Origin of the sequence: Bordetella genomosp. 13 (assembly GCF_007679965.1) — a bacterium.
Lineage (GTDB): Bacteria > Pseudomonadota > Gammaproteobacteria > Burkholderiales > Burkholderiaceae_B > Bordetella.
In genome coordinates this window covers 854,972-871,634 of record NZ_VEHL01000001.1, presented here as the reverse complement: position 1 = coordinate 871,634, position 16,663 = coordinate 854,972, and the positions used below count along the sequence as shown (strand labels likewise).

Annotated in this window: 16 protein-coding genes and 2 riboswitches; of the genes, 8 read left to right on the top strand and 8 right to left on the bottom strand. The window is 67.8% G+C overall.

Going from position 1 to position 16,663, the window contains the following annotated elements:
* Positions 1 to 123 precede the first annotated feature (123 nt).
* Positions 124 to 1,002 carry a GntR family transcriptional regulator gene (locus FS845_RS04035; RefSeq protein ID WP_144630822.1) on the top strand — a complete coding sequence of 293 codons (879 nt, stop codon included), beginning with the start codon at positions 124 to 126 and terminating at the stop codon, positions 1,000 to 1,002.
* 11 nt (positions 1,003 to 1,013) lie between these two features.
* Here FS845_RS04035 and FS845_RS04030 read toward each other — a convergent pair whose 3' ends face one another.
* From FS845_RS04030 to FS845_RS04015, 4 genes are all read right to left on the bottom strand, one after another.
* Positions 1,014 to 2,621: a UdgX family uracil-DNA binding protein gene (locus FS845_RS04030; RefSeq protein WP_144630821.1), complete on the bottom strand. Its 1,608-nt coding sequence runs from the start codon at positions 2,619 to 2,621 to the stop codon at positions 1,014 to 1,016.
* A complete protein-coding gene (locus tag FS845_RS04025; protein WP_144630820.1) occupies positions 2,618 to 3,829 on the bottom strand; it encodes a putative DNA modification/repair radical SAM protein in 1,212 nt (403 codons plus the stop codon). The genes FS845_RS04030 and FS845_RS04025 overlap by 4 nt, the downstream gene beginning before the upstream one ends.
* Positions 3,830 to 3,948: 119 nt before the next feature.
* Positions 3,949 to 4,158: a DUF2945 domain-containing protein gene (locus FS845_RS04020; protein WP_186332146.1), complete on the bottom strand. Its 210-nt coding sequence runs from the start codon at positions 4,156 to 4,158 to the stop codon at positions 3,949 to 3,951.
* Between the two features lie 23 nt (positions 4,159 to 4,181).
* Positions 4,182 to 4,460, bottom strand: coding sequence for a hypothetical protein (locus FS845_RS04015; RefSeq protein ID WP_260986135.1), 279 nt, complete (start codon positions 4,458 to 4,460; stop codon positions 4,182 to 4,184).
* A gap of 47 nt (positions 4,461 to 4,507) precedes the next feature.
* On the opposite strand from FS845_RS04015, the gene FS845_RS04010 reads away from it, so the two are divergent.
* The gene (locus FS845_RS04010; protein ID WP_260986134.1) at positions 4,508 to 5,059 is read left to right on the top strand and encodes a Bug family tripartite tricarboxylate transporter substrate binding protein; all 552 of its coding nucleotides are present in this window, start codon (positions 4,508 to 4,510) and stop codon (positions 5,057 to 5,059) included.
* 21 nt (positions 5,060 to 5,080) lie between these two features.
* Here the strand turns inward: FS845_RS04010 and FS845_RS04005 are convergent, their stop codons facing one another.
* Both FS845_RS04005 and FS845_RS04000 read right to left on the bottom strand, forming a co-directional pair.
* Positions 5,081 to 6,010 (bottom strand): DMT family transporter, encoded by a 930-nt coding sequence (locus FS845_RS04005; RefSeq protein ID WP_222129954.1) that lies wholly within the window; start codon positions 6,008 to 6,010, stop codon positions 5,081 to 5,083.
* A gap of 224 nt (positions 6,011 to 6,234) precedes the next feature.
* Positions 6,235 to 7,140, bottom strand: a complete 906-nt coding sequence (locus FS845_RS04000) for an AraC family transcriptional regulator (RefSeq protein ID WP_144630817.1) — start codon at positions 7,138 to 7,140, stop codon at positions 6,235 to 6,237.
* 97 nt (positions 7,141 to 7,237) lie between these two features.
* Here FS845_RS04000 and FS845_RS03995 point away from each other — a divergent pair, with 97 nt between their 5' ends.
* The 3 genes from FS845_RS03995 to FS845_RS03985 all read left to right on the top strand — a co-directional run bounded on the left by FS845_RS03995 (position 7,238) and on the right by FS845_RS03985 (position 10,193).
* On the top strand, positions 7,238 to 7,990 hold the full coding sequence (locus FS845_RS03995; protein ID WP_144630816.1) for an SDR family oxidoreductase: 753 nt from the start codon (positions 7,238 to 7,240) through the stop codon (positions 7,988 to 7,990).
* Positions 7,991 to 8,076: 86 nt separating this feature from the next.
* Positions 8,077 to 8,168: riboswitch (glycine riboswitch) on the top strand.
* 3 nt (positions 8,169 to 8,171) lie between these two features.
* Positions 8,172 to 8,256, top strand: a riboswitch (glycine riboswitch).
* A 49-nt stretch (positions 8,257 to 8,305) separates the two neighbouring features.
* Entirely contained in the window at positions 8,306 to 9,538 is a 1,233-nt protein-coding gene (locus FS845_RS03990) for a D-amino acid dehydrogenase (RefSeq protein WP_144630815.1), read from the top strand.
* A 127-nt stretch (positions 9,539 to 9,665) separates the two neighbouring features.
* Positions 9,666 to 10,193 carry a ferritin-like domain-containing protein gene (locus FS845_RS03985; RefSeq protein WP_260986133.1) on the top strand — a complete coding sequence of 176 codons (528 nt, stop codon included), beginning with the start codon at positions 9,666 to 9,668 and terminating at the stop codon, positions 10,191 to 10,193.
* A gap of 108 nt (positions 10,194 to 10,301) precedes the next feature.
* Here FS845_RS03985 and FS845_RS03980 read toward each other — a convergent pair whose 3' ends face one another.
* Positions 10,302 to 11,210, bottom strand: a complete 909-nt coding sequence (locus FS845_RS03980; protein ID WP_144630814.1) for a manganese catalase family protein — start codon at positions 11,208 to 11,210, stop codon at positions 10,302 to 10,304.
* A gap of 312 nt (positions 11,211 to 11,522) precedes the next feature.
* Here FS845_RS03980 and FS845_RS03975 point away from each other — a divergent pair, with 312 nt between their 5' ends.
* The 3 genes from FS845_RS03975 to FS845_RS03965 all read left to right on the top strand — a co-directional run bounded on the left by FS845_RS03975 (position 11,523) and on the right by FS845_RS03965 (position 13,612).
* A complete protein-coding gene (locus FS845_RS03975) occupies positions 11,523 to 12,413 on the top strand; it encodes an MBL fold metallo-hydrolase (protein ID WP_144630813.1) in 891 nt (296 codons plus the stop codon).
* A 92-nt stretch (positions 12,414 to 12,505) separates the two neighbouring features.
* Positions 12,506 to 13,027 (top strand): DUF421 domain-containing protein, encoded by a 522-nt coding sequence (locus FS845_RS03970; RefSeq protein WP_144630812.1) that lies wholly within the window; start codon positions 12,506 to 12,508, stop codon positions 13,025 to 13,027.
* 123 nt (positions 13,028 to 13,150) lie between these two features.
* Positions 13,151 to 13,612, top strand: coding sequence for a response regulator (locus FS845_RS03965; RefSeq protein ID WP_144630811.1), 462 nt, complete (start codon positions 13,151 to 13,153; stop codon positions 13,610 to 13,612).
* Here FS845_RS03965 and FS845_RS03960 read toward each other — a convergent pair.
* Positions 13,537 to 16,554, bottom strand: coding sequence for a PAS domain-containing protein (locus FS845_RS03960; protein WP_144630810.1), 3,018 nt, complete (start codon positions 16,552 to 16,554; stop codon positions 13,537 to 13,539). The genes FS845_RS03965 and FS845_RS03960 overlap by 76 nt on opposite strands.
* Positions 16,555 to 16,663 lie beyond the last annotated feature (109 nt).

Sequence of the window (16,663 nt, the reverse complement as noted above, 5' to 3'; positions counted from 1 at the left end):
AAATCGCCTTGTGGTTTTTTGTTAATTCAAAGTACCATTTAAATCGGCGGCCGCGCAAGCCTCGGGTCAACCCGAGGCGAGCCCTGCGATACCATACGAAAGCTTCCTCTTCTCCCTCGGCGCATGCCCCAGACCCTGCAATCCCAGCTCGCGGCGGACATCCTCCAGCGCATCAATACCCAGGCCATGCCGGTCGGCACGCGCCTGTCCGAACGCGGCCTGGCCGAGGTGCTGCGCGTGTCGCGTTCGCCGGTGCGCACGGCGCTGCGCCAACTGGCCGACCAGGCCTTGATCGACCCGCATCCCGAAGGCGGTTTCGTGGTGGGAGCAGGCGCGCTGCGGGCACAACCCGAGCAAGTGGCGGCGCCGTCCCTGGACGAGGCCATCTACCTGCGCATCGCACAGGAACGCCTGGACGGCGAGCTGCCCGACCGCGTGTCCGAAAACGAGTTGATGCGCCGCTACGACGTCACGCGCAGCCAGTTGGCGGATATCCTGCGGCGTATTTCCAACGAGGGCTGGATGGAGCGGCTGCCAGGCCACGGCTGGGCGTTCACCGAGGCCATGACCTCGTCCGTGGCCTATGCACAGAGCTACCGCTATCGCATCCTGGTCGAACCGGCGTCGATACTCGAGCCGGATTTCAAGGTGGACGTGGCGGGCCTGAAGCAATGCCGGCAAGAGCAGGCGGCATTGATCAAGGGCGGCATCGACACGGTGTCGCCCGCGCAGATCTTCGACGCCAACACGCGCCTGCACGAGACCATCGCGGCATGTTCGGGCAACACGTTCATCCTGGATTCATTGCGGCGCATCAACCGCATCCGCCGTCTGATGGAATACCGCAAGGCGGTGGACCGCAAGCAGTCGCTGCGCCGCTGCCGCGAGCACCTGGCGCTGATCGACCTACTGCTGGCGAACAAGCTGGAAGCCGCGTCGAGGATGATGCGCACCCACCTGCACGACGCCGCGCGGGAAAAGCACGCGCAGATCAGCGACTAGGCACGGTCGCATCAGCCCATGGCCAATGCCGCATCGGCCGTGCCACCAGCGTCCGGCGTCCCCGGCGCATCCGCATCGGCCAGCCGCCACCCCTGCGCCAGCGTGTCGCCGATGTCCCGTACGACGTCCTCTCGCGAGCCCTCGCCATCGACCCGCAGCGCATACGAGGGATGCCACGTGGCCAGCAACCACGCATCGCCCACCCGCACGGGCTTGCCCAGGTACTGCTGCAGGGAAGCCTTGCGGCCCAGCACCGCGCCCAATGCCGTGGCGCCCAGCGTGACGATGACGGACGGCTGTACGCGGCCCAGCTCTTGATGCAGCCAATGCGAACAGGCTTCGACCTCGCGCTGGGCGGGCGTCTTGTGCATGCGCCGCTTGCCGCGCGCGGTCCACTTGAAATGCTTCACCGCGTTGGTCAGGAACAGGCCGTCGCGCGGCACGCCGGCGCGCCGCAAGGCGTCGTCCAGCACCTGCCCGGCGGGGCCGACGAAAGCGCGGCCCGCCAGGTCTTCCTGGTCGCCAGGCTGTTCGCCGATCACCATCAGGCGCGCGGTGTCGGGCCCCTCGCCCGCCACCGGCTGCGTGGCATGGCGCCACAGCTCGCAGCGGCGGCACTGGTCCAGCGTGGTCGGCGCCGCGCGCACGGGCTGCGCCGCCTCGGCTTCGATGGCGATCTGCTTGCCTCGCATGTCGCCCACCGTGCCCGTCTGCCCCACGCGGCGCGCGCCGTTGCGGGCCTCGGCGATCATGCCGGGGATCAGCGGACCTTCGGGCAGGCCCTTCCAGAAACGCACGGGCATGCGTTGCTGCAAGGCCGTTTCATTCAGGCGCGCGGGATTGAAGATGCTCTTGTAGTAGACCAGCCACAGCGGTTCGACCTGGTCCTGCTGCGCGCCCGCGCGCATTGCCGCGGCATCGGGCGGCGTGTCGGTCAGGTGCAGCGCATGGCCGTCCCACAGCGCCGCGCCCTGCGGCGTGCCGATGCACCACGACGATTTCCCCATGCGCCGCGCGAAGTGCTCGGCGGCGTAGGCCAGCACGTCGTGATCGGGCTCGTACCACGACAGGTATTCCGGCATGGCCGCGCCCTCGTGGCGATGGAAGCGCACGTAGGCGATCATGTCGTGCTGCGCGCGCCGCACGGCCTTGGACATGAGATTGAGTTGCGCGCCGTCCTCGTCGGCGGGCGACGCCACGGCACGGTCGCCCTGCTGCCAGCGCCACAGCACGCGGTACAGGAAGGCCCAGCGTCGCGGCGAGCGGTACAGCGCCGCATCGCGCAGCAGCTGCGCCAGGTCACTGGAGACACGGACCTGCGGCAGGGCGCCGTATTGCGCGGAGGATTCGGATAGCGCATCACAGGAAGCCGATGCCGCGGCCGCCGCAGCGCCGGCTGCCGCAGCATCGGCTGCCGCAGCACCGGCTGCCGCAGCGCCGGCTGCCGCCCCTGCCTCCGCCGCATAATCCAGCCCCATCTGCTCGGCCCCCGCGGACCGCGCCCGCTCGACCCACGTGACGGCCTCGGGCGGCCAGCCCGCCGCCAGCGCGCGCAGGGCCTGCTTGCGCCAGTCCGCGTAGCCGCCCTGCACCACCAGGGTTGCCGATGCCGTCGTCATAGCAGAGACAGCTGCTGCGGCGCCGGCGCCAGCGCGCGCCGCAGATGGTCGGACGGCGGCTCGGCCAGGCTGGGCCGGTAGTCTTGCGCCACGATGAAGCGCTTGACCTTGTCGACCGCGCAACGCAGCAGGATCAGGTCCTGGTAGCGGATGGCGCGCAGGCGTCGCAGCTCGACCAGCCGCTGCGCATTGCGCATGCCGATGCCCGGCACCCGCGCGATCAGGCGCAAGGGTGCACGGTTCAGGTCCACGGGAAACACGGCGCGATTGGCCAGCGCCCAGGCCAGCTTGGGATCGATATCCAAGGGCAGGTCACCTTTGGTCTGGAACAGTTCTTCGGCCTGGAAGCCGTAGCCGCGCATGAGGAAGTCGGCCTGGTACAGGCGATGCTCGCGCAGCAGCGGCGGCGCCTGCGCGGGCACCGAAGAAGGACTGTCGGGAATGGGACTGAATGCCGAGTAATACACGCGCTTGAGCTTGTACGCGCCATACAGCGTCTGCGAGGTCTGCAGGATGGTGCGGTCGTCGGCCTCGTCGGCGCCGACGATCATCTGCGTGCTCTGCCCTGCCGGCGCGCGCTTGCGCGGCTGCTTCTCTTCCTGGGCCACCTCTTGCGCCAGGCGGATGGTGCCCATGGCGCGCTTGATGGTGTGCACGCTTTTCTCCGGCGCCAGCCTCAGCAGGCCGCCATCGGTGGGCAGCTCGATGTTGACGCTGAGCCGGTCAGCATACTGCCCGGCCAGGTCGATCAGCCGCTGGTCGGCGTCGGGAATGGTTTTCAGGTGGATGTAGCCGCGGAACAGATGGTCTTCGCGCAGCGTGCGCGCCACCTGCACCAACTGCTCCATGGTGTAGTCGGCGCTGCGGATGATGCCTGAGCTGAGGAACAGCCCGTCGATGTAGTTGCGGCGATAGAAGTCCAGCGTGAGGTCGACGACCTCGGCGGGCTGGAAACGCGCACGCGGCACGTTGCTCGACCGCCGGTTGACGCAGTACTGGCAGTCGTACTGGCAGAAGTTGGTCAGCAGGATCTTCAGCAGCGACACGCACCGGCCGTCGGGCGTGAAGCTGTGGCAGATGCCCGCGCCGGTGCTGGCGCCCAAGCCTTCGCGCCCCCGCGAATCGCGCTTCGGGGCGCCACTGCTGGCGCAGGATGCGTCGTACTTCGCCGCGTCGGCCAGGATTTCGAGCTTGGTAGACAGTTCCATCGCACAAATACTGTATATATATCCAGTATTGTACGGGGTTCGCCGGCCCGGGCAAGCCGGCAAAGGTAACCGTCAAAAAGGGACGAAACGGTCCGCCTCCGGCGCGCTCGGCCGCCGCCTCAGCGCGTCTTCTTCAGTGCCTCGGCCTTGTGGATCGCCTTCTTGCCCGACTTGGCGCTCTTCACCTCGTACTGCGGCGCGTCGGCCGAGGCCCGTGCGACGTGGCCGCCCGCCTTTGCGGTATGGGCGACCTTGCGCTGCACGGTGCCTTCGGTGCGGCCTTGCGAGGTCTCCCACTGCACCTTGTCGCCTTTGGATAACGCCGTCATCACGGACCTCCGGTCAGAAAGGGTCAGCGCACGCGCTGCAGCACGCGCGCCACGCGCGAGATTCCGCCCGTACCACTGGCCGCGCGCCCGACCAGCGCCGTGCCCGCCATCGACAACAGGGTACGGCGCAGCATCGTCGTGCTGCGCAGGCCCGCGCGCATCAACAGCAGGCCAAGGCCCAGCACGATGAGGTGCTCGCCCGGGAAATCCTTCCGGTTGGCATCAATGCGCTTCAACTGGGCCACGGGCGATTCGTCTTCGGTGAGCAGGCTGTCGGAACGGGAGAGAGGATGGATGGACATGCGGACCTCGCGCGGATGGATGGTGACCGCATCCCTCAGCAAACCGCGTGCCGCGCCTGATCGCCCATGCGCGCGCCAATCCGGGCAAGGTTAACTTCGGCGCCGGCTCGGCGGGCTACCAGTTGATGGGCGAATTGCTGAACGACGCGGCGAAGATCCAGACCGTGCACGTGCCGTTCAAGGGCGCCAGCGACGCCATCACCGCGGTGGCCTCGGACACGGTGGACGTCACCTTCGCCGAAGTGACCGCGGTGCAGGAACTGGCCAAGGACGGCCGCGTGAAGGCATTGGCCGTTGCGTCCGACAAGCGCGTGGCCACCTCGCCGGACGTGCCCACCGCCGCCGAGGCCGGCCTGCCCGGTTTCGAGGCCTATACCTGGGTCGGCGCCATGATCAGCGCGAAGACGCCCAAAGCCGAGACGGACCGGCTTGCCGAGCTGTTCACGGCCATCTCGAAGATGGACGAGACCCGCGCGTTCTACGAGCGCCTGGGCGCCACGCCGATGACGGGCGGCCCCGCGCAGATGCATGAGTTCCAGAAGAACGACATCGCGCTGTGGAAGCGCATCGTGCAGAAGGCGAACGTGCCCCGGCAGTAGGCCGGCCGGGCCCGCCGGGGCCTAACGCCATTCATCCGCCGAGGCCGCGCATGGCGTCGAGCCGGGCTGCGCGCCCGGCGAGCCTGCCTCGGAGCGTTCGCCGCGCACCACCATCCACACGCCCCAGCCGGACACGGCCGTACCGGCCGCCATCAGCCAGGACAGCGGCTCGCCGAACATGGCCCATGCCCACAGCAGCGTCAACGCGGGACTGAGATAGAGAACGCTTGCCACGCGCGTGGGCGACGAGCGCTGCAGGCAGACCCAGTAGAGCCCATAGCCGCCCAATGTCGGCAAGGCCGTCATCCACAGCACGCTGATCGCGAATCCCATGCTGGGCACCGGCGCCAGCCCGCTTTCCAGTCCGGCCAGCAGCGCGAAGACCACAGCCGACACCGTGCACTGCAGCCATAGATTGGCCAGCACGCCCATCGACGCCGACGCCGTCGGCCGCTTCTGCCACAAGGTCGCCACCGCCAGGGCCAACATGCCCAGCAGCGGCAGGCCGTAGGCCCACAACGGCGCCTCGCCCACCCCCAGCGCATCGTGCGTCACGATCAGCACGCCCAGCAATCCCACGAACAGCCCCATCCACACCGGCCTGCCCAGGCGCTGCCGCAGCACGCCCGCGGCCAGCAGCGCGGTGCCCATGGGCAGGAGGTCCGCGAACAGCGCGGCAAGCCCGGCGGGCACGCCCAGCTCGATGCCCTTGGTCACCCCCACCAGATAAGCAGTCATCGCCAGCAGGCCGACGCAGGCATGGCGCGCCAGCACGGCCCGGCTGGTATGCCGCACCTCCGCCCATACCCAGGGCAACAGCGCGAGCGACACCAACGCCAGCCGCCAGAACACCACGAGGAATGCCGGCGCATGGTCAATCGAAAACCGGGTGCCGACGAAGCCCGAACTCCAGGCAATGACCAGCCCGGCTTCCAGCGCCAACCTGGGCACCGCGGGACACGCAATACGTTGGAGAACCGGCTGGCCAGCGCCGGGACTGCCGGCAGTTTCCGCAGAGGGCGCCTTGTCGAGACGAGAACGGCGCCTGCGATCCTTCCACGAACCATCCATTGATTACCACACCCTGCGACTGCTTCATTTGCACGTGGGAATGGCGGCGCGCCGCCAGACCCGTCGCTGCAGATCCGCAAGGGCCATGCCTGTGGGGCAGAAGGTCAGTGCCCCGCCGAGCCTCGCGCGAACATGCCCGGGGACACGCCCACGTGCCGCGTGAACGCCACCGTGAACGTGCTGGCCGAGCTGTAGCCCACCTGCGCCGCCACCGCGGCCACGCTGCTCTTGGTCCGCCGCAGCAGCCCCTTGGCCAGCGCCATGCGCCACGACAGCACGTACTCCATCGGCGCCAGGCCGACGGCGTGGCTGAAGCGTTCGAAGAACGTGGAGCGCGACATGGCGGCCGCCTTGGCCAGCAGCGCGACCGTCCAGGCCTGGTCCGGCTTCTCGTGGAAACTGCGCAGCGCCACGGACAGCCTGGCGTCGGCCAATCCACGCAGCAATCCCGGCGTGGAGATCGCCTCGCGCGACGAGCGCAGCGCCTCGATCAGCAGCACTTCCAGCAGGCGCTCCAGCACCACCTCGCGCGCAGCGCGCTGGCTGCGCGACTCGTCGATCACCAGTTGCACCAGCACGGACAAGCGCGACTCGCCGCGCACCAGCACCAGCTTGGGCAACAGGGACACCAGCAGCGCGGCGTCGGGCGATTCCAGGTGGCACATGCCCACCAGGATGCGCACGTCGGCGGGCGCGTCGACAGCGCCATGCCGGTACTCGCCGTTAGGCAGCACGACCGGCATGCCGTCGAGCGCGTCCTCGTCGGGTGGCTCGAAGCTGGTCATGGTGAACGCGAGCGTCGAGGGGATCAGCACGAAATCGTGGGCCTCGAGCACGATGGGCTCCATGCCTTCCGGCATCAGGCGCGCGCGGCCTTCCAGCAGCACGAAGTACGAGGGCTGGCCGAATTCGATGCGGTTCAGGCCCCAGCGCCCTGCCCCGCTGGCCACCTTGGAATGCGCCATGCGCGGCTGCAGCAGCGTCACGACTTCAGTCAACGGGTCGGACATATCCGGACGATCTCAAAAGAAATTTGGATTTTCTATTGTAGATACTCCGGGCGGGACTGCCTACAGTAGAGCACTCCTCACCCGCAAAGGCCACCCTATGAAAACCGTCCTCATCACCGGCTGCTCGTCCGGCTTCGGCGTCGAGATCGCCCGCCACTTCCTGGACCAGGGCTGGAAAGTCATCGCCACCATGCGCACCCCGCGTACCGACGGCCTGCCCCAGTCCCCAAACCTGCGCGTGCTGCAACTGGACGTGACCGACGCGCAAAGCATCGAGCGCGCCGTGCACGAAGCCGGCCCCATCGACGTGCTGGTCAACAACGCGGGCATCGGCCTGCTGAGCGTTTTCGAGGCCACGCCCGTGCAGGCGTACCGCGACATTTTCGAAACCAACACCATCGGCCTGATGGCGCTGACCCGCGCGGTGCTGCCGCAGTTCCGCCAGCGCAAAGCGGGCGTCATCGTCAACGTGGCCTCGACCGTCACGCTAAAGGCCCTGCCGCTGCTGCCGGTATACACGGCCAGCAAGGCCGCCGTGGTGGCCTTCACCGAAAGCCTGGCCCTGGAACTGCAGCCGCTGAACATCCGCGCCAGCGTGGTGCTGCCGGGCCTGGCGCCCGACACGCAGTTCGGCGCCAACGCCATGCCGCGCCTGAACCAGGACGTGCCCGAGGAATACGCGCCCATTCTGGCGAACGTGCTGGCGGGTTTCCAGAACTACTCGGGTCCGATCACGCGCGCCTCGCAGGTCGCCGAGGCCGTGTGGCGGTCCGCGACGGATGCGTCGACGCCGTGGCGCATCCCGGCGGGCGACGACGCCGTCGAGCATTTCGCCGCGCAGGCGAAGTAGGCACGGAGCGCATCGCCAAGGCACGCCAGCCACGCGATCACGCTTGCGTTCCAATCGCGCCCGCGGCTATCCTGTGCGCGTCGAAGCAACGCCACGCAGAAGAGTCCGGCCGCACCAGGCCGGCGCCGACGGAGCAACCGCCCCGGAAACTCTCAGGCAACAGGACTGCGCAGGCTAGACGATCTGGAGAGAGGCGCACCGCGCCCACCGAAGGGGATGCCGCACGCATGCACGGGCGGCGCAAGCTCTCAGGTACCGAGACAGATGGGGTGCGATGGCCACGTGGCCGTCGCCCCATCCTGTTCGAGGACCGTCATGGCCCACATCGCCGTATTGGGCGCCGGTATCACCGGCGTCACCACCGCCTATCTGCTGAACCAGGCCGGGCACGACGTCACCGTCGTGGAACGGCACCCCTATGCCGCCATGGAAACGTCGTACGCCAACGGCGGCCAGCTGTCGGCCAGCAACGCCGAGGTCTGGAACCAGGCCGCCACCTTGTGGAAAGGCCTGCGCTGGATGTTCCAGCCCGATGCGCCGCTGCTGCTGAATCCGAAGCCCTCATGGCACAAGTACAGCTGGCTGGCCGAGTTCCTGTGGGCGATCCGCAAGTACCGCGACCATACCGTGCTGACCACGCAACTGGCCATCGAGGCGCGGCGCCACCTGTTCGCGATGGCGCGGCAGGAAGGCGTGGACTTCGACCTGGAGCAGCGCGGCATCCTGCACTTCTATCACGACGCCAAGAGCTTCCAGACGGCGCGCAGAAGCAACGGCCTGCTGCGCCAGGGCGGGCTGGAACGCCATGAGGTGACCGCCGACGAGATCCGCCGCATCGAGCCCACATTGACGGGCCGCTACGTCGGCGGCTTCTACACGCCGTCGGACGCCACCGGCGACATCCACAAGTTCACGCGCGGGCTGGCGCAGGCCACCGAGCGCAACGGCGCGCGCTTCCTGTACGGCCGCGAGATCGACGGGCTGCGGTTCGCGGACGGCGGCGTGGGGATCGGCACGTCGTCCATGGAACACGGGCCCGGCAGCGAAGAAGCGCTGCGGGCCGACGCCATCGTCATCTGCGGCGGCGTGGGCAGCCGAGCCCTCGCGGCCATGGCGGGCGACCGCGTCAACGTGTATCCGGTCAAGGGCTACTCGATCACCGTGCACCTGGACGACGAGGCCAGCGTGCAGGGCGCGCCCTGGACCAGCCTGCTGGACGAGCGCGCCAAGATCGTCACCTCCCGCCTGGGCCGCAACCGCTTCCGCGTGGCGGGCACGGCCGAGTTCAACGGCGAGAACCGCGACATTCGCGCCGACCGCATCGATCCCCTGGTGCGCTGGACGCGCGCCAACTTCGCGATGAACACCTCTCGCGTCGTGCCGTGGGCGGGACTGCGTCCGATGATGCCGGACATGATGCCGCGCGTGCGCCGCGGCAGGCGCGGCGGCGTGTACTACAACACCGGCCATGGGCATCTGGGATGGACATTGTCGGGGGTGACGGCGGCGCAGGTGGTGGATCTGATCCAGGCCGACATGAGGCACTGACTCCTCGGCGCCTCGCGCCGCCGAGGCCGCTCCGCGTCGCGCGAATCGCCGGACCACCCGGCCCGGCGCGCATGGGTACGCCGCATGCGGCCTTCCTGCGTTCCTTGACCATCACCTGGGAGATCACATGCAACCCGCTACCGACACCCGCGAGGCCGCCTCGCATTTCATGGACTGGCTGCGCGACGCGCATGCCATGGAAGAGCAGGCCGAGAGCATGCTGGACGGCATGGCCGGCCGGCTGGAAAGCTATCCGGACCTGCGCCAGCGCATCCTGGAGCACCTGGAAGAGACCCGCGATCAGCGCAGGCTGATCAAGGAGTGCATCGACCGGCGGGGCGGCGACAACTCCATGATGAAGGACCTGACCGGCAAGGCCATGGCCAGCATGCAGTCGTTCTCCGGCATGTTCGCCAGCGACGAAGTGGTCAAGGGCGGCATGTTCAGCTATGCCTTCGAACACATGGAGATTGCCGCCTACCGCAACCTGATCGAAGCCGCCCGCATGCTGGGCGATACGGCCACGCAGCAAGTGTGCGAACGCATCCTGCCGCAAGAGATCGCCATGGCAGCCTGGCTGGAGCAGAACATGGCAGCCGTGACGCGCCGCTTCCTGGAACGCGCCGACCAGCCGGGCGCACAGGCCAAGCGCTAGGGCAAGACAATGCGGCCATGGCATCGATGCCATGGCCGCATTCTTTAGGCTGAGTCATCCGCCGCACTCACGCACGGGCGTGCACGCGTGCGGCGGGCAAGCACGGCCTCACCCCTGCCGCGGGCTGCCGCTGTTGGGACCATCCGTGGACACACTGCCCAGGTCCGCGCCCGTCATCGGATCGGCGGCGGGATCGGAGGCGGTGCGCGTGGCCAGCGCCTGCACGGCCTGCGCCTGCACGTCGGTCAGCCCCACCTGCGGGATGCCGTCGCCGCCATCCACCGCGCACTGCTGCTCGCGGTCCGAGATCACCTTGAAGTGGGCCTCGTTGTTCCAGGGACCGCGCAGGTTGCCTTCGCCTTGCGACATGTCGAAGTACACGTCGGCAAAGCGCGGATCGCCCGGCAGCTTGCCCGGCGGGAAGTTGGGCTGCATCGAGTAGAGCGCCTTCTCGAACGAACGCTGGTGCGACACCTCGCGCGTCATCAGGAAGCCCAGGGCTTCCTTCACGCCCGGATCGTCGGTCACGTTGATCAACCGTTCGTAGACGATCTTGGCGCGCGCTTCCGCGGCGATGTTCGATCGCAGGTCGGCGGACGGATCGCCAATCGTATCGATGTAGCCGGCATTCCACAGCTGGCCGCCGGAGTTGGTCAGCGCGGGGCCGCCGCCATACAGGATCTGCGTCACGTGCGAATCGTTGCCCGCGCCCTGCAGGCTGCGATAGAGCTCGGCCTCGCTGTCGGTCGCTTCGGCCAGCTCGCCCTTCGCGCCCTTGTTCAGCATGGCGACCAGTGTGCCGATCACCTCCAGGTGGCTCAGTTCTTCGGTGGCGATGTCGAACAGCATGTCCTTGCGGCCCGGATCGTCTTCGCCGATGGCTTGCGTGAAGTAGCGACAGGCCGCGGCTAGCTCGCCTTGCGGACCGCCGAACTGTTCGAGCAAGAGATTGGCCAGGCCCGGATTGCATTCCCGGACCCGGACCGTGTATTGCAAACGCTTGTTGTGAGCGAACATGGATACGTACCTCTCGTCTGTGTCCCCGCGGTATTGCTGGGTGCGGTGCTTATCGCAAAGCGCGTTCCCGGACTCGTCCTTGTATTGCTGCGCGTGCAAGCGGCGTATCGCCGCTTCATGCTGGGCAGAAAATGCATCGTCAGTAAGAATGGCGTGACGGGACGCATTGCGGCATGTACCGCGCCGCGACGCGCAGCAAGCCTGCTCAGGCATCGCGATTGCGGCCACTGCAGGCCATCGATCCAACTCGCGGACACGAAGTGAGTGTTCGCAAAGAATGGCTCGCTGGCCGATCCCATTGCCGGAGTCCTCATGCGGATACATCACCTCAATTGCATCTCTACGTGCCCCGCCGGCGGCCGGCTCATGGATGGCCGCTCGCCGCTGCTGTCCTGGCGCGCCCGCCTGTGCTGCCACTGCATGCTGGTGGAACTGCCGCATGACGGCCTGCTGCTGGTCGACACCGGCCTGGGACTGCGCGACGTACAGGACCCGCGCTCCCGGCTCAGCGCCTTCTTCCTGGCGCTGGTGAAGCCGGAATGGCGCGAATCGATGACCGCGGTGCGGCAGGTCGAAGCCCTGGGGTTCAAGGCCAGGGACGTGCGGCACATCGTGCTGACGCACCTGGACTTCGACCACGCGGGCGGCCTGGACGACTTCCCGCACGCCACCGTGCACCTTATGCACAGCGAACGCGACGTGGCGCTGGCCCGCCGCAGCTGGATGGACAGGCAGCGCTTCCGCCCCCAGCAGTGGTCCTCGCGCCAGCGCTGGCGCCTGTATCCCGGTACGCAGGGAGAAGACTGGTTTGGCCTGCAGCGCGTGCGGCCGCTGGACGGGCTGCCCGCCGACATCGCATTGGTGCCGCTGCCCGGCCACACGCTGGGCCATGCCGGCGTCGCCATCCGCGGCGGGCCCAAGGACTGGCTGCTGCAGGCTGGAGACGCCTACTTCCATACGCGCGAGATGGATCTGGAACATCCAGGCTGCCCGCCGGGCCTGCGGTTCTATCAATGGATGCTCGAGCACGACCGCGCCGCGCGGCTGGCCAACCAGCAGCGGCTGCGCGGACTGCTGCATCGCCATGGGGACACGGTCGCGGTATGCAGCGGCCACGACGTCGCGGAGTTCGAACGCCTGGCCGGCCATGTGTTCAGCCACCCGGCCGGCGCGGCGCCGACGCCGATGGAGCCGCTGCGCTGAGAACCGCACGCGCCGGGCGCCCGACGCAACGAGCCCCTCGTGGCACGAGATTTGCATATCAGGGACCCATCTCATCCGATAGAGGAGTCGCCATGGACGCGGTAATCGATATTTTTTCGCTTCAAGCCGGCGTGGGCGAAATGATGTTGAGAGGAACCACGATCTACTGGGTTTTGCTGGTACTGCTGCGCATCTCGGGACGCCGGGACCTCGGTTCGCTGGGCGCGGCCGACATGCTGGTGTTGGTGCTGGTGGCCGACGCCGCCGGCAACGCCATGTCCGGAGATTCGGATTCGCTGGGCGATGGCGTGATCGTAGTTACTACCATCGTAGGATGGAGTTTTTTCCTGGACCGCCTGGCTTACTACGTACCGTGGGTACGGGGCTTGATGGAACCCGACCGCGTCTGCCTGATCCGCGACGGACGTATCGACGTGGCGGGCCTGCGCCGCGAACTGGTGACGCGCCAGGAATTGATGGAACAGCTGCGCCTGAAAGGCGTGGCGTCCGTGGGCATGGTGCGCCGCGCCTATATCGAATCCACCGGAGAGTTCAGCGTGATCCGATTTTCCGATGGCAAGGACGGTGGAGAAAGCACTTTGTCCGATCCATGACGCCCTAATTGCCTTCTTGCTGCTTTTACGACTGCCGCAAGCCTGACAGTATGTAAAAGGCGGCGGTATCGACTATCGCAGTGACGTAGCATGGCGAAAGGAAGCACGATTCCGGAGATGGCTATGTTGGAAGACAGCTTGCGCAACCGCCGCATATTGATCGTCGAAGACGAATACATGATCGCCGAGTATCTGCAGTCCGAACTTGAAGACGCCGGCGCCGTCTTGGCGGGAATGTTCGGCAGACTCGACGAAGCCCTTGAATGGATACAGCAGGAACGCCCCGTGGATGCCGCGATACTGGACGTAAACCTGGGCGGCCAGCAGGTGTTTCCGCTGGCCGACAAATTGATGGCGCGCGGCGTGCCGTTCGTCTTCGCCACCGGGTACGACGCCTCGTCGATACCGCCGCGCTTCGAACGCGTGGCGCGCTGCGAGAAGCCCTACAACACCGCGGCGATGCTGCGTGCGATCAGCCGCTCGCTCGCACCGCCGCCCGACCGGGCACGTCAGTCCGCCTCCAGCGTACTGAGCGACACGGGCAGCGATATGCGGCAATGCACCCCGTCCCGCTCCAGGGTGTAGACGGTCCTGGCCTGTAGCTGGTAGGGCAGCGCCTGTTCGATCAGCTCGCGTCCCTGTCCCGTGCCCCGGGGTTCGGCGCCGGGCGCGGGCATGTCGACGCCAGACTCGCGCCAGTCGATGTGCAGCCATGGCTTGCCCTTGTCGCCCTCGGGATCGAAGGTCCATCCAACGACCAGCCGGGCCTGCGGCTGGCCCAGCGCGCCGTATTTCACGGCATTCGTCGCCAGTTCGTGCAGCGCCATGGCCAGCATCTGCACGGTGGAGGATCGCAGCCGCACGCCATGCGGCCCATCCAGCACCACCCGATCGGACGCCCCCTCCATGGCGGACAGCTCCGTCCGGATCAACTCGTCGAACGTCACACGGTCGTGCTCGTTCAGCCGCGACAACAATCCCTGGACGCGTGCCAGCGCGTCGAGGCGGTCGCGGAAGCGGTGGCGGAAGTCTGGAAGGTCCACGCTGGCCCGCAGCGTCTTGTCCGCCATCGAGCGCACCACGGCCATCAAATTGCGCGTGCGATGCTGCAGTTCGCCCACCAGCACCTTCTGGCGGTCCTCCCAGTCGCGGCGTTCCGTCGTTTCCACCATCGCGCCGATCATGCGCACGGGCCGCTGCCCTTCGTCATAGAAGAAGCGGCCGCGGCCATACAGCCAGTGGATCGACCCGTCGTCGTGCACCACGCGGAACTCCCGCACGAACTCCTGCTGCGTCCGCATGGCGTGCCGCAGCGCCGTCTCGGCGGGCTCGCGGTCATCGGGATGCACGCGGGCAATCCACGCCTCGTAGCTCGGCCGCACCGCACCGACCTCATAGCCCGCCATGCGGAAGTGCTGATCCGACCAATGCACCTCGCCGGTGGTGACGTTCCAGTCCCACAGTCCCAGCTGGCCGACCTCGGTGGCGCTGCGCAGGCGCTCCTCGCTCTCGCGCATGGCCGTCTCGGCGCGCGCCCGCTCCACCGCCGCCCAGGTGCGCTCCGCGATGTCCTCCACCAGCGTGACGTCGGCCGTGGTCCATTCCCTGGGCTTGCGCTGGTGCACCCCCAGGAAGGCCACCAGCCTGCCCTCCTTGACCAGCGGCACCTTGACCTGCGCGGCGATGTCGAACTTCGTGTAGGCGCCCGCGACCTCCTCGGTCAGCGCCGCCCAGTCCGCCACGTCGAAGATGACCAGCGTGCGTCCGGCGCGCAGCGCTTGCGCCGGGGCGACGCCGAAGTCGTCCAGCCGGAACCGGTCGGGGATGGACGTCGTATGCGGGCTGCGGTACTGCGCGCCGATGACGGTCTGCCCCTGCCCGTCGACCTCGGCGTAGAACGCCCTGTCCGCGTGCAGGTGCAGGCCCAGTTGCCGTGCGGCCTCCAGCTGGATGGCCTGCGGCGCCGCCAGCGGACGCAACGCATCGGCCAGCGTCAGCACGAAGGCCTGCCGCTCTTCGCGTTCGCGCAGGGCCTGCTGCAGTTGCTTCTGCTCCGTGACGTCCACGTGCGCGCCGACCAGCCGCACCGGCTGGCCGTATTCGTTGCGCTCGATGTCGGCACGCGCATGGATCCAGCGCACGGCGCCATCGGACGGGCGCACGATGCGGTACTCGCCGTCGTACGTGCCGCCCTGGCCATACAGCGCGGTCATCAACACGCTCTGCGCCTGCTGGCGGTCGGCCGGATGCACGCGCGCCAGCCACTGGCCGTGCGTCTCTTCGCCTTCGTCTTGCAGCCCGTGCAGCCGCCGATACTCGGGCGAGCGCCAGCTGCGCATGCCGCCCGCCACGTCGATGTCCAGCCCGCCCACCTCGCCGATGCGCTGCACGCGCGCCAGGTCGGCCTCGCGTTCGCGCAGCTTGGCCTCGGCCCGCTTTCGTTCGCTGATGTCGATGTTCATGCCCAGCCATTTCGCCACGGTGCCATCGTCATGGCGCACCGGCACGGCGCGCGCGTTGGTCCAGCGATAGGCCTGCTCGTCCGCGTGCCACAGCCGGAATTCGGCATCCAGCTTCAAACCATCGGTCACGACCGTCTGCCATTGCTGCCTGACTCGTTCGCGATCGTCCGGATGTATGGCCTCCAGCCTGCCCTCGCCCAGCCATTGCTCCAGGCGCTGGCCTGTATAGGCCCGCCATGAGGGGCTGTCCGCCACGACCAGGCCCGCACCATCCGTTTCCCAGGTCGCCTGCGCGATGCCGTTGATCAGGCCGATCGACAGTACCTCGCGTTCGTGCTGCGCGCCCTCGGACTGGTCCAGGTCGCCCAGCGCCTGGCGCAACGTCCGGCCCGCCGCGGCGGCCTCGCTGCTGCTGACCAGGAGGGCGGCCAAGTCCGGATGCCGGGCCATGTAGGCGATGATGTCGGGCTCGTAGTCGAGCTCGGGGTGCATCTCGGTCCAGTAATGCGCGGTGCGCACGAAGGCCAGGAAGGCGACGATGAGTTCGAACGCCTGCGGCCCCACGCTGTTGCGCACCGCCTGGCGCGCTCGCGCGGCGCGCGCGGGCAGCAGGAACGCTACCGTCAGCGCATCGAACAGCCAGGTTTCCTGGTCCGTGTCGGGCGCCGGCAAGGCCGACGGCCGTTCGCAGGCGTCCAACTGCTCGAACGCCTTGGCCAGCCTGCCCGCGTCGGGAACCGGACGGCGCAGCAGCCGCATGATCTGCTCCAGCGTCAGCGGCGCCACGGCCGGGTCGCCCGCCGGATGCCCGTGCCCGGCCAGGAAGCCCGCATGCCGCACGATGCAGTACCGCACCTCGCAGAAGCGCGACAGATGGACGAACAGCCGCTCCTTGAACAACGAGGGCAATGGGCTGTCCAGATAGGCCGATTTCGCGAAGACCCAGAGTTCTTCGACCAGGCCGGGCGCCGTGGGCGCCGAGCAGAAAAAATTGGGCAACACGCCGAAGCGGCCAGCCACTTCGTTGCGGAAATCGCTGTCATGCCAATCGACGCTGCCGGCCATTCGATCCCTCTCGCTCGGACAAGGGTTGGGCTCGGATGAGCCGGAGGAAAGCCATTCTGCTTCGATTCTAGGGAATAAATGTGTTGCGTATGCCGGTTTTCAGACTTTG

What these genes read in the sequence shown, in the direction of transcription:
- FS845_RS04020 (WP_186332146.1), bottom strand. Translation starts at nt 4,158, where the DNA reads ATGACGGCGTTATCCAAAGGCGACAAGGTGCAGTGGGAGACCTCGCAA.
- FS845_RS04030 (WP_144630821.1), bottom strand. Translation starts at nt 2,621, where the DNA reads ATGACGACGGCATCGGCAACCCTGGTGGTGCAGGGCGGCTACGCGGAC.
- FS845_RS03965 (WP_144630811.1), top strand. Translation starts at nt 13,151, where the DNA reads ATGTTGGAAGACAGCTTGCGCAACCGCCGCATATTGATCGTCGAAGAC.
- FS845_RS03985 (WP_260986133.1), top strand. Translation starts at nt 9,666, where the DNA reads ATGCAACCCGCTACCGACACCCGCGAGGCCGCCTCGCATTTCATGGAC.
- FS845_RS03990 (WP_144630815.1), top strand. Translation starts at nt 8,306, where the DNA reads ATGGCCCACATCGCCGTATTGGGCGCCGGTATCACCGGCGTCACCACC.
- FS845_RS04025 (WP_144630820.1), bottom strand. Translation starts at nt 3,829, where the DNA reads ATGGAACTGTCTACCAAGCTCGAAATCCTGGCCGACGCGGCGAAGTAC.
- FS845_RS03960 (WP_144630810.1), bottom strand. Translation starts at nt 16,554, where the DNA reads ATGGCCGGCAGCGTCGATTGGCATGACAGCGATTTCCGCAACGAAGTG.
- FS845_RS04000 (WP_144630817.1), bottom strand. Translation starts at nt 7,140, where the DNA reads ATGTCCGACCCGTTGACTGAAGTCGTGACGCTGCTGCAGCCGCGCATG.
- FS845_RS03975 (WP_144630813.1), top strand. Translation starts at nt 11,523, where the DNA reads ATGCGGATACATCACCTCAATTGCATCTCTACGTGCCCCGCCGGCGGC.
- FS845_RS04035 (WP_144630822.1), top strand. Translation starts at nt 124, where the DNA reads ATGCCCCAGACCCTGCAATCCCAGCTCGCGGCGGACATCCTCCAGCGC.
- FS845_RS03970 (WP_144630812.1), top strand. Translation starts at nt 12,506, where the DNA reads ATGGACGCGGTAATCGATATTTTTTCGCTTCAAGCCGGCGTGGGCGAA.
- FS845_RS04015 (WP_260986135.1), bottom strand. Translation starts at nt 4,460, where the DNA reads ATGTCCATCCATCCTCTCTCCCGTTCCGACAGCCTGCTCACCGAAGAC.
- FS845_RS03980 (WP_144630814.1), bottom strand. Translation starts at nt 11,210, where the DNA reads ATGTTCGCTCACAACAAGCGTTTGCAATACACGGTCCGGGTCCGGGAA.
- FS845_RS03995 (WP_144630816.1), top strand. Translation starts at nt 7,238, where the DNA reads ATGAAAACCGTCCTCATCACCGGCTGCTCGTCCGGCTTCGGCGTCGAG.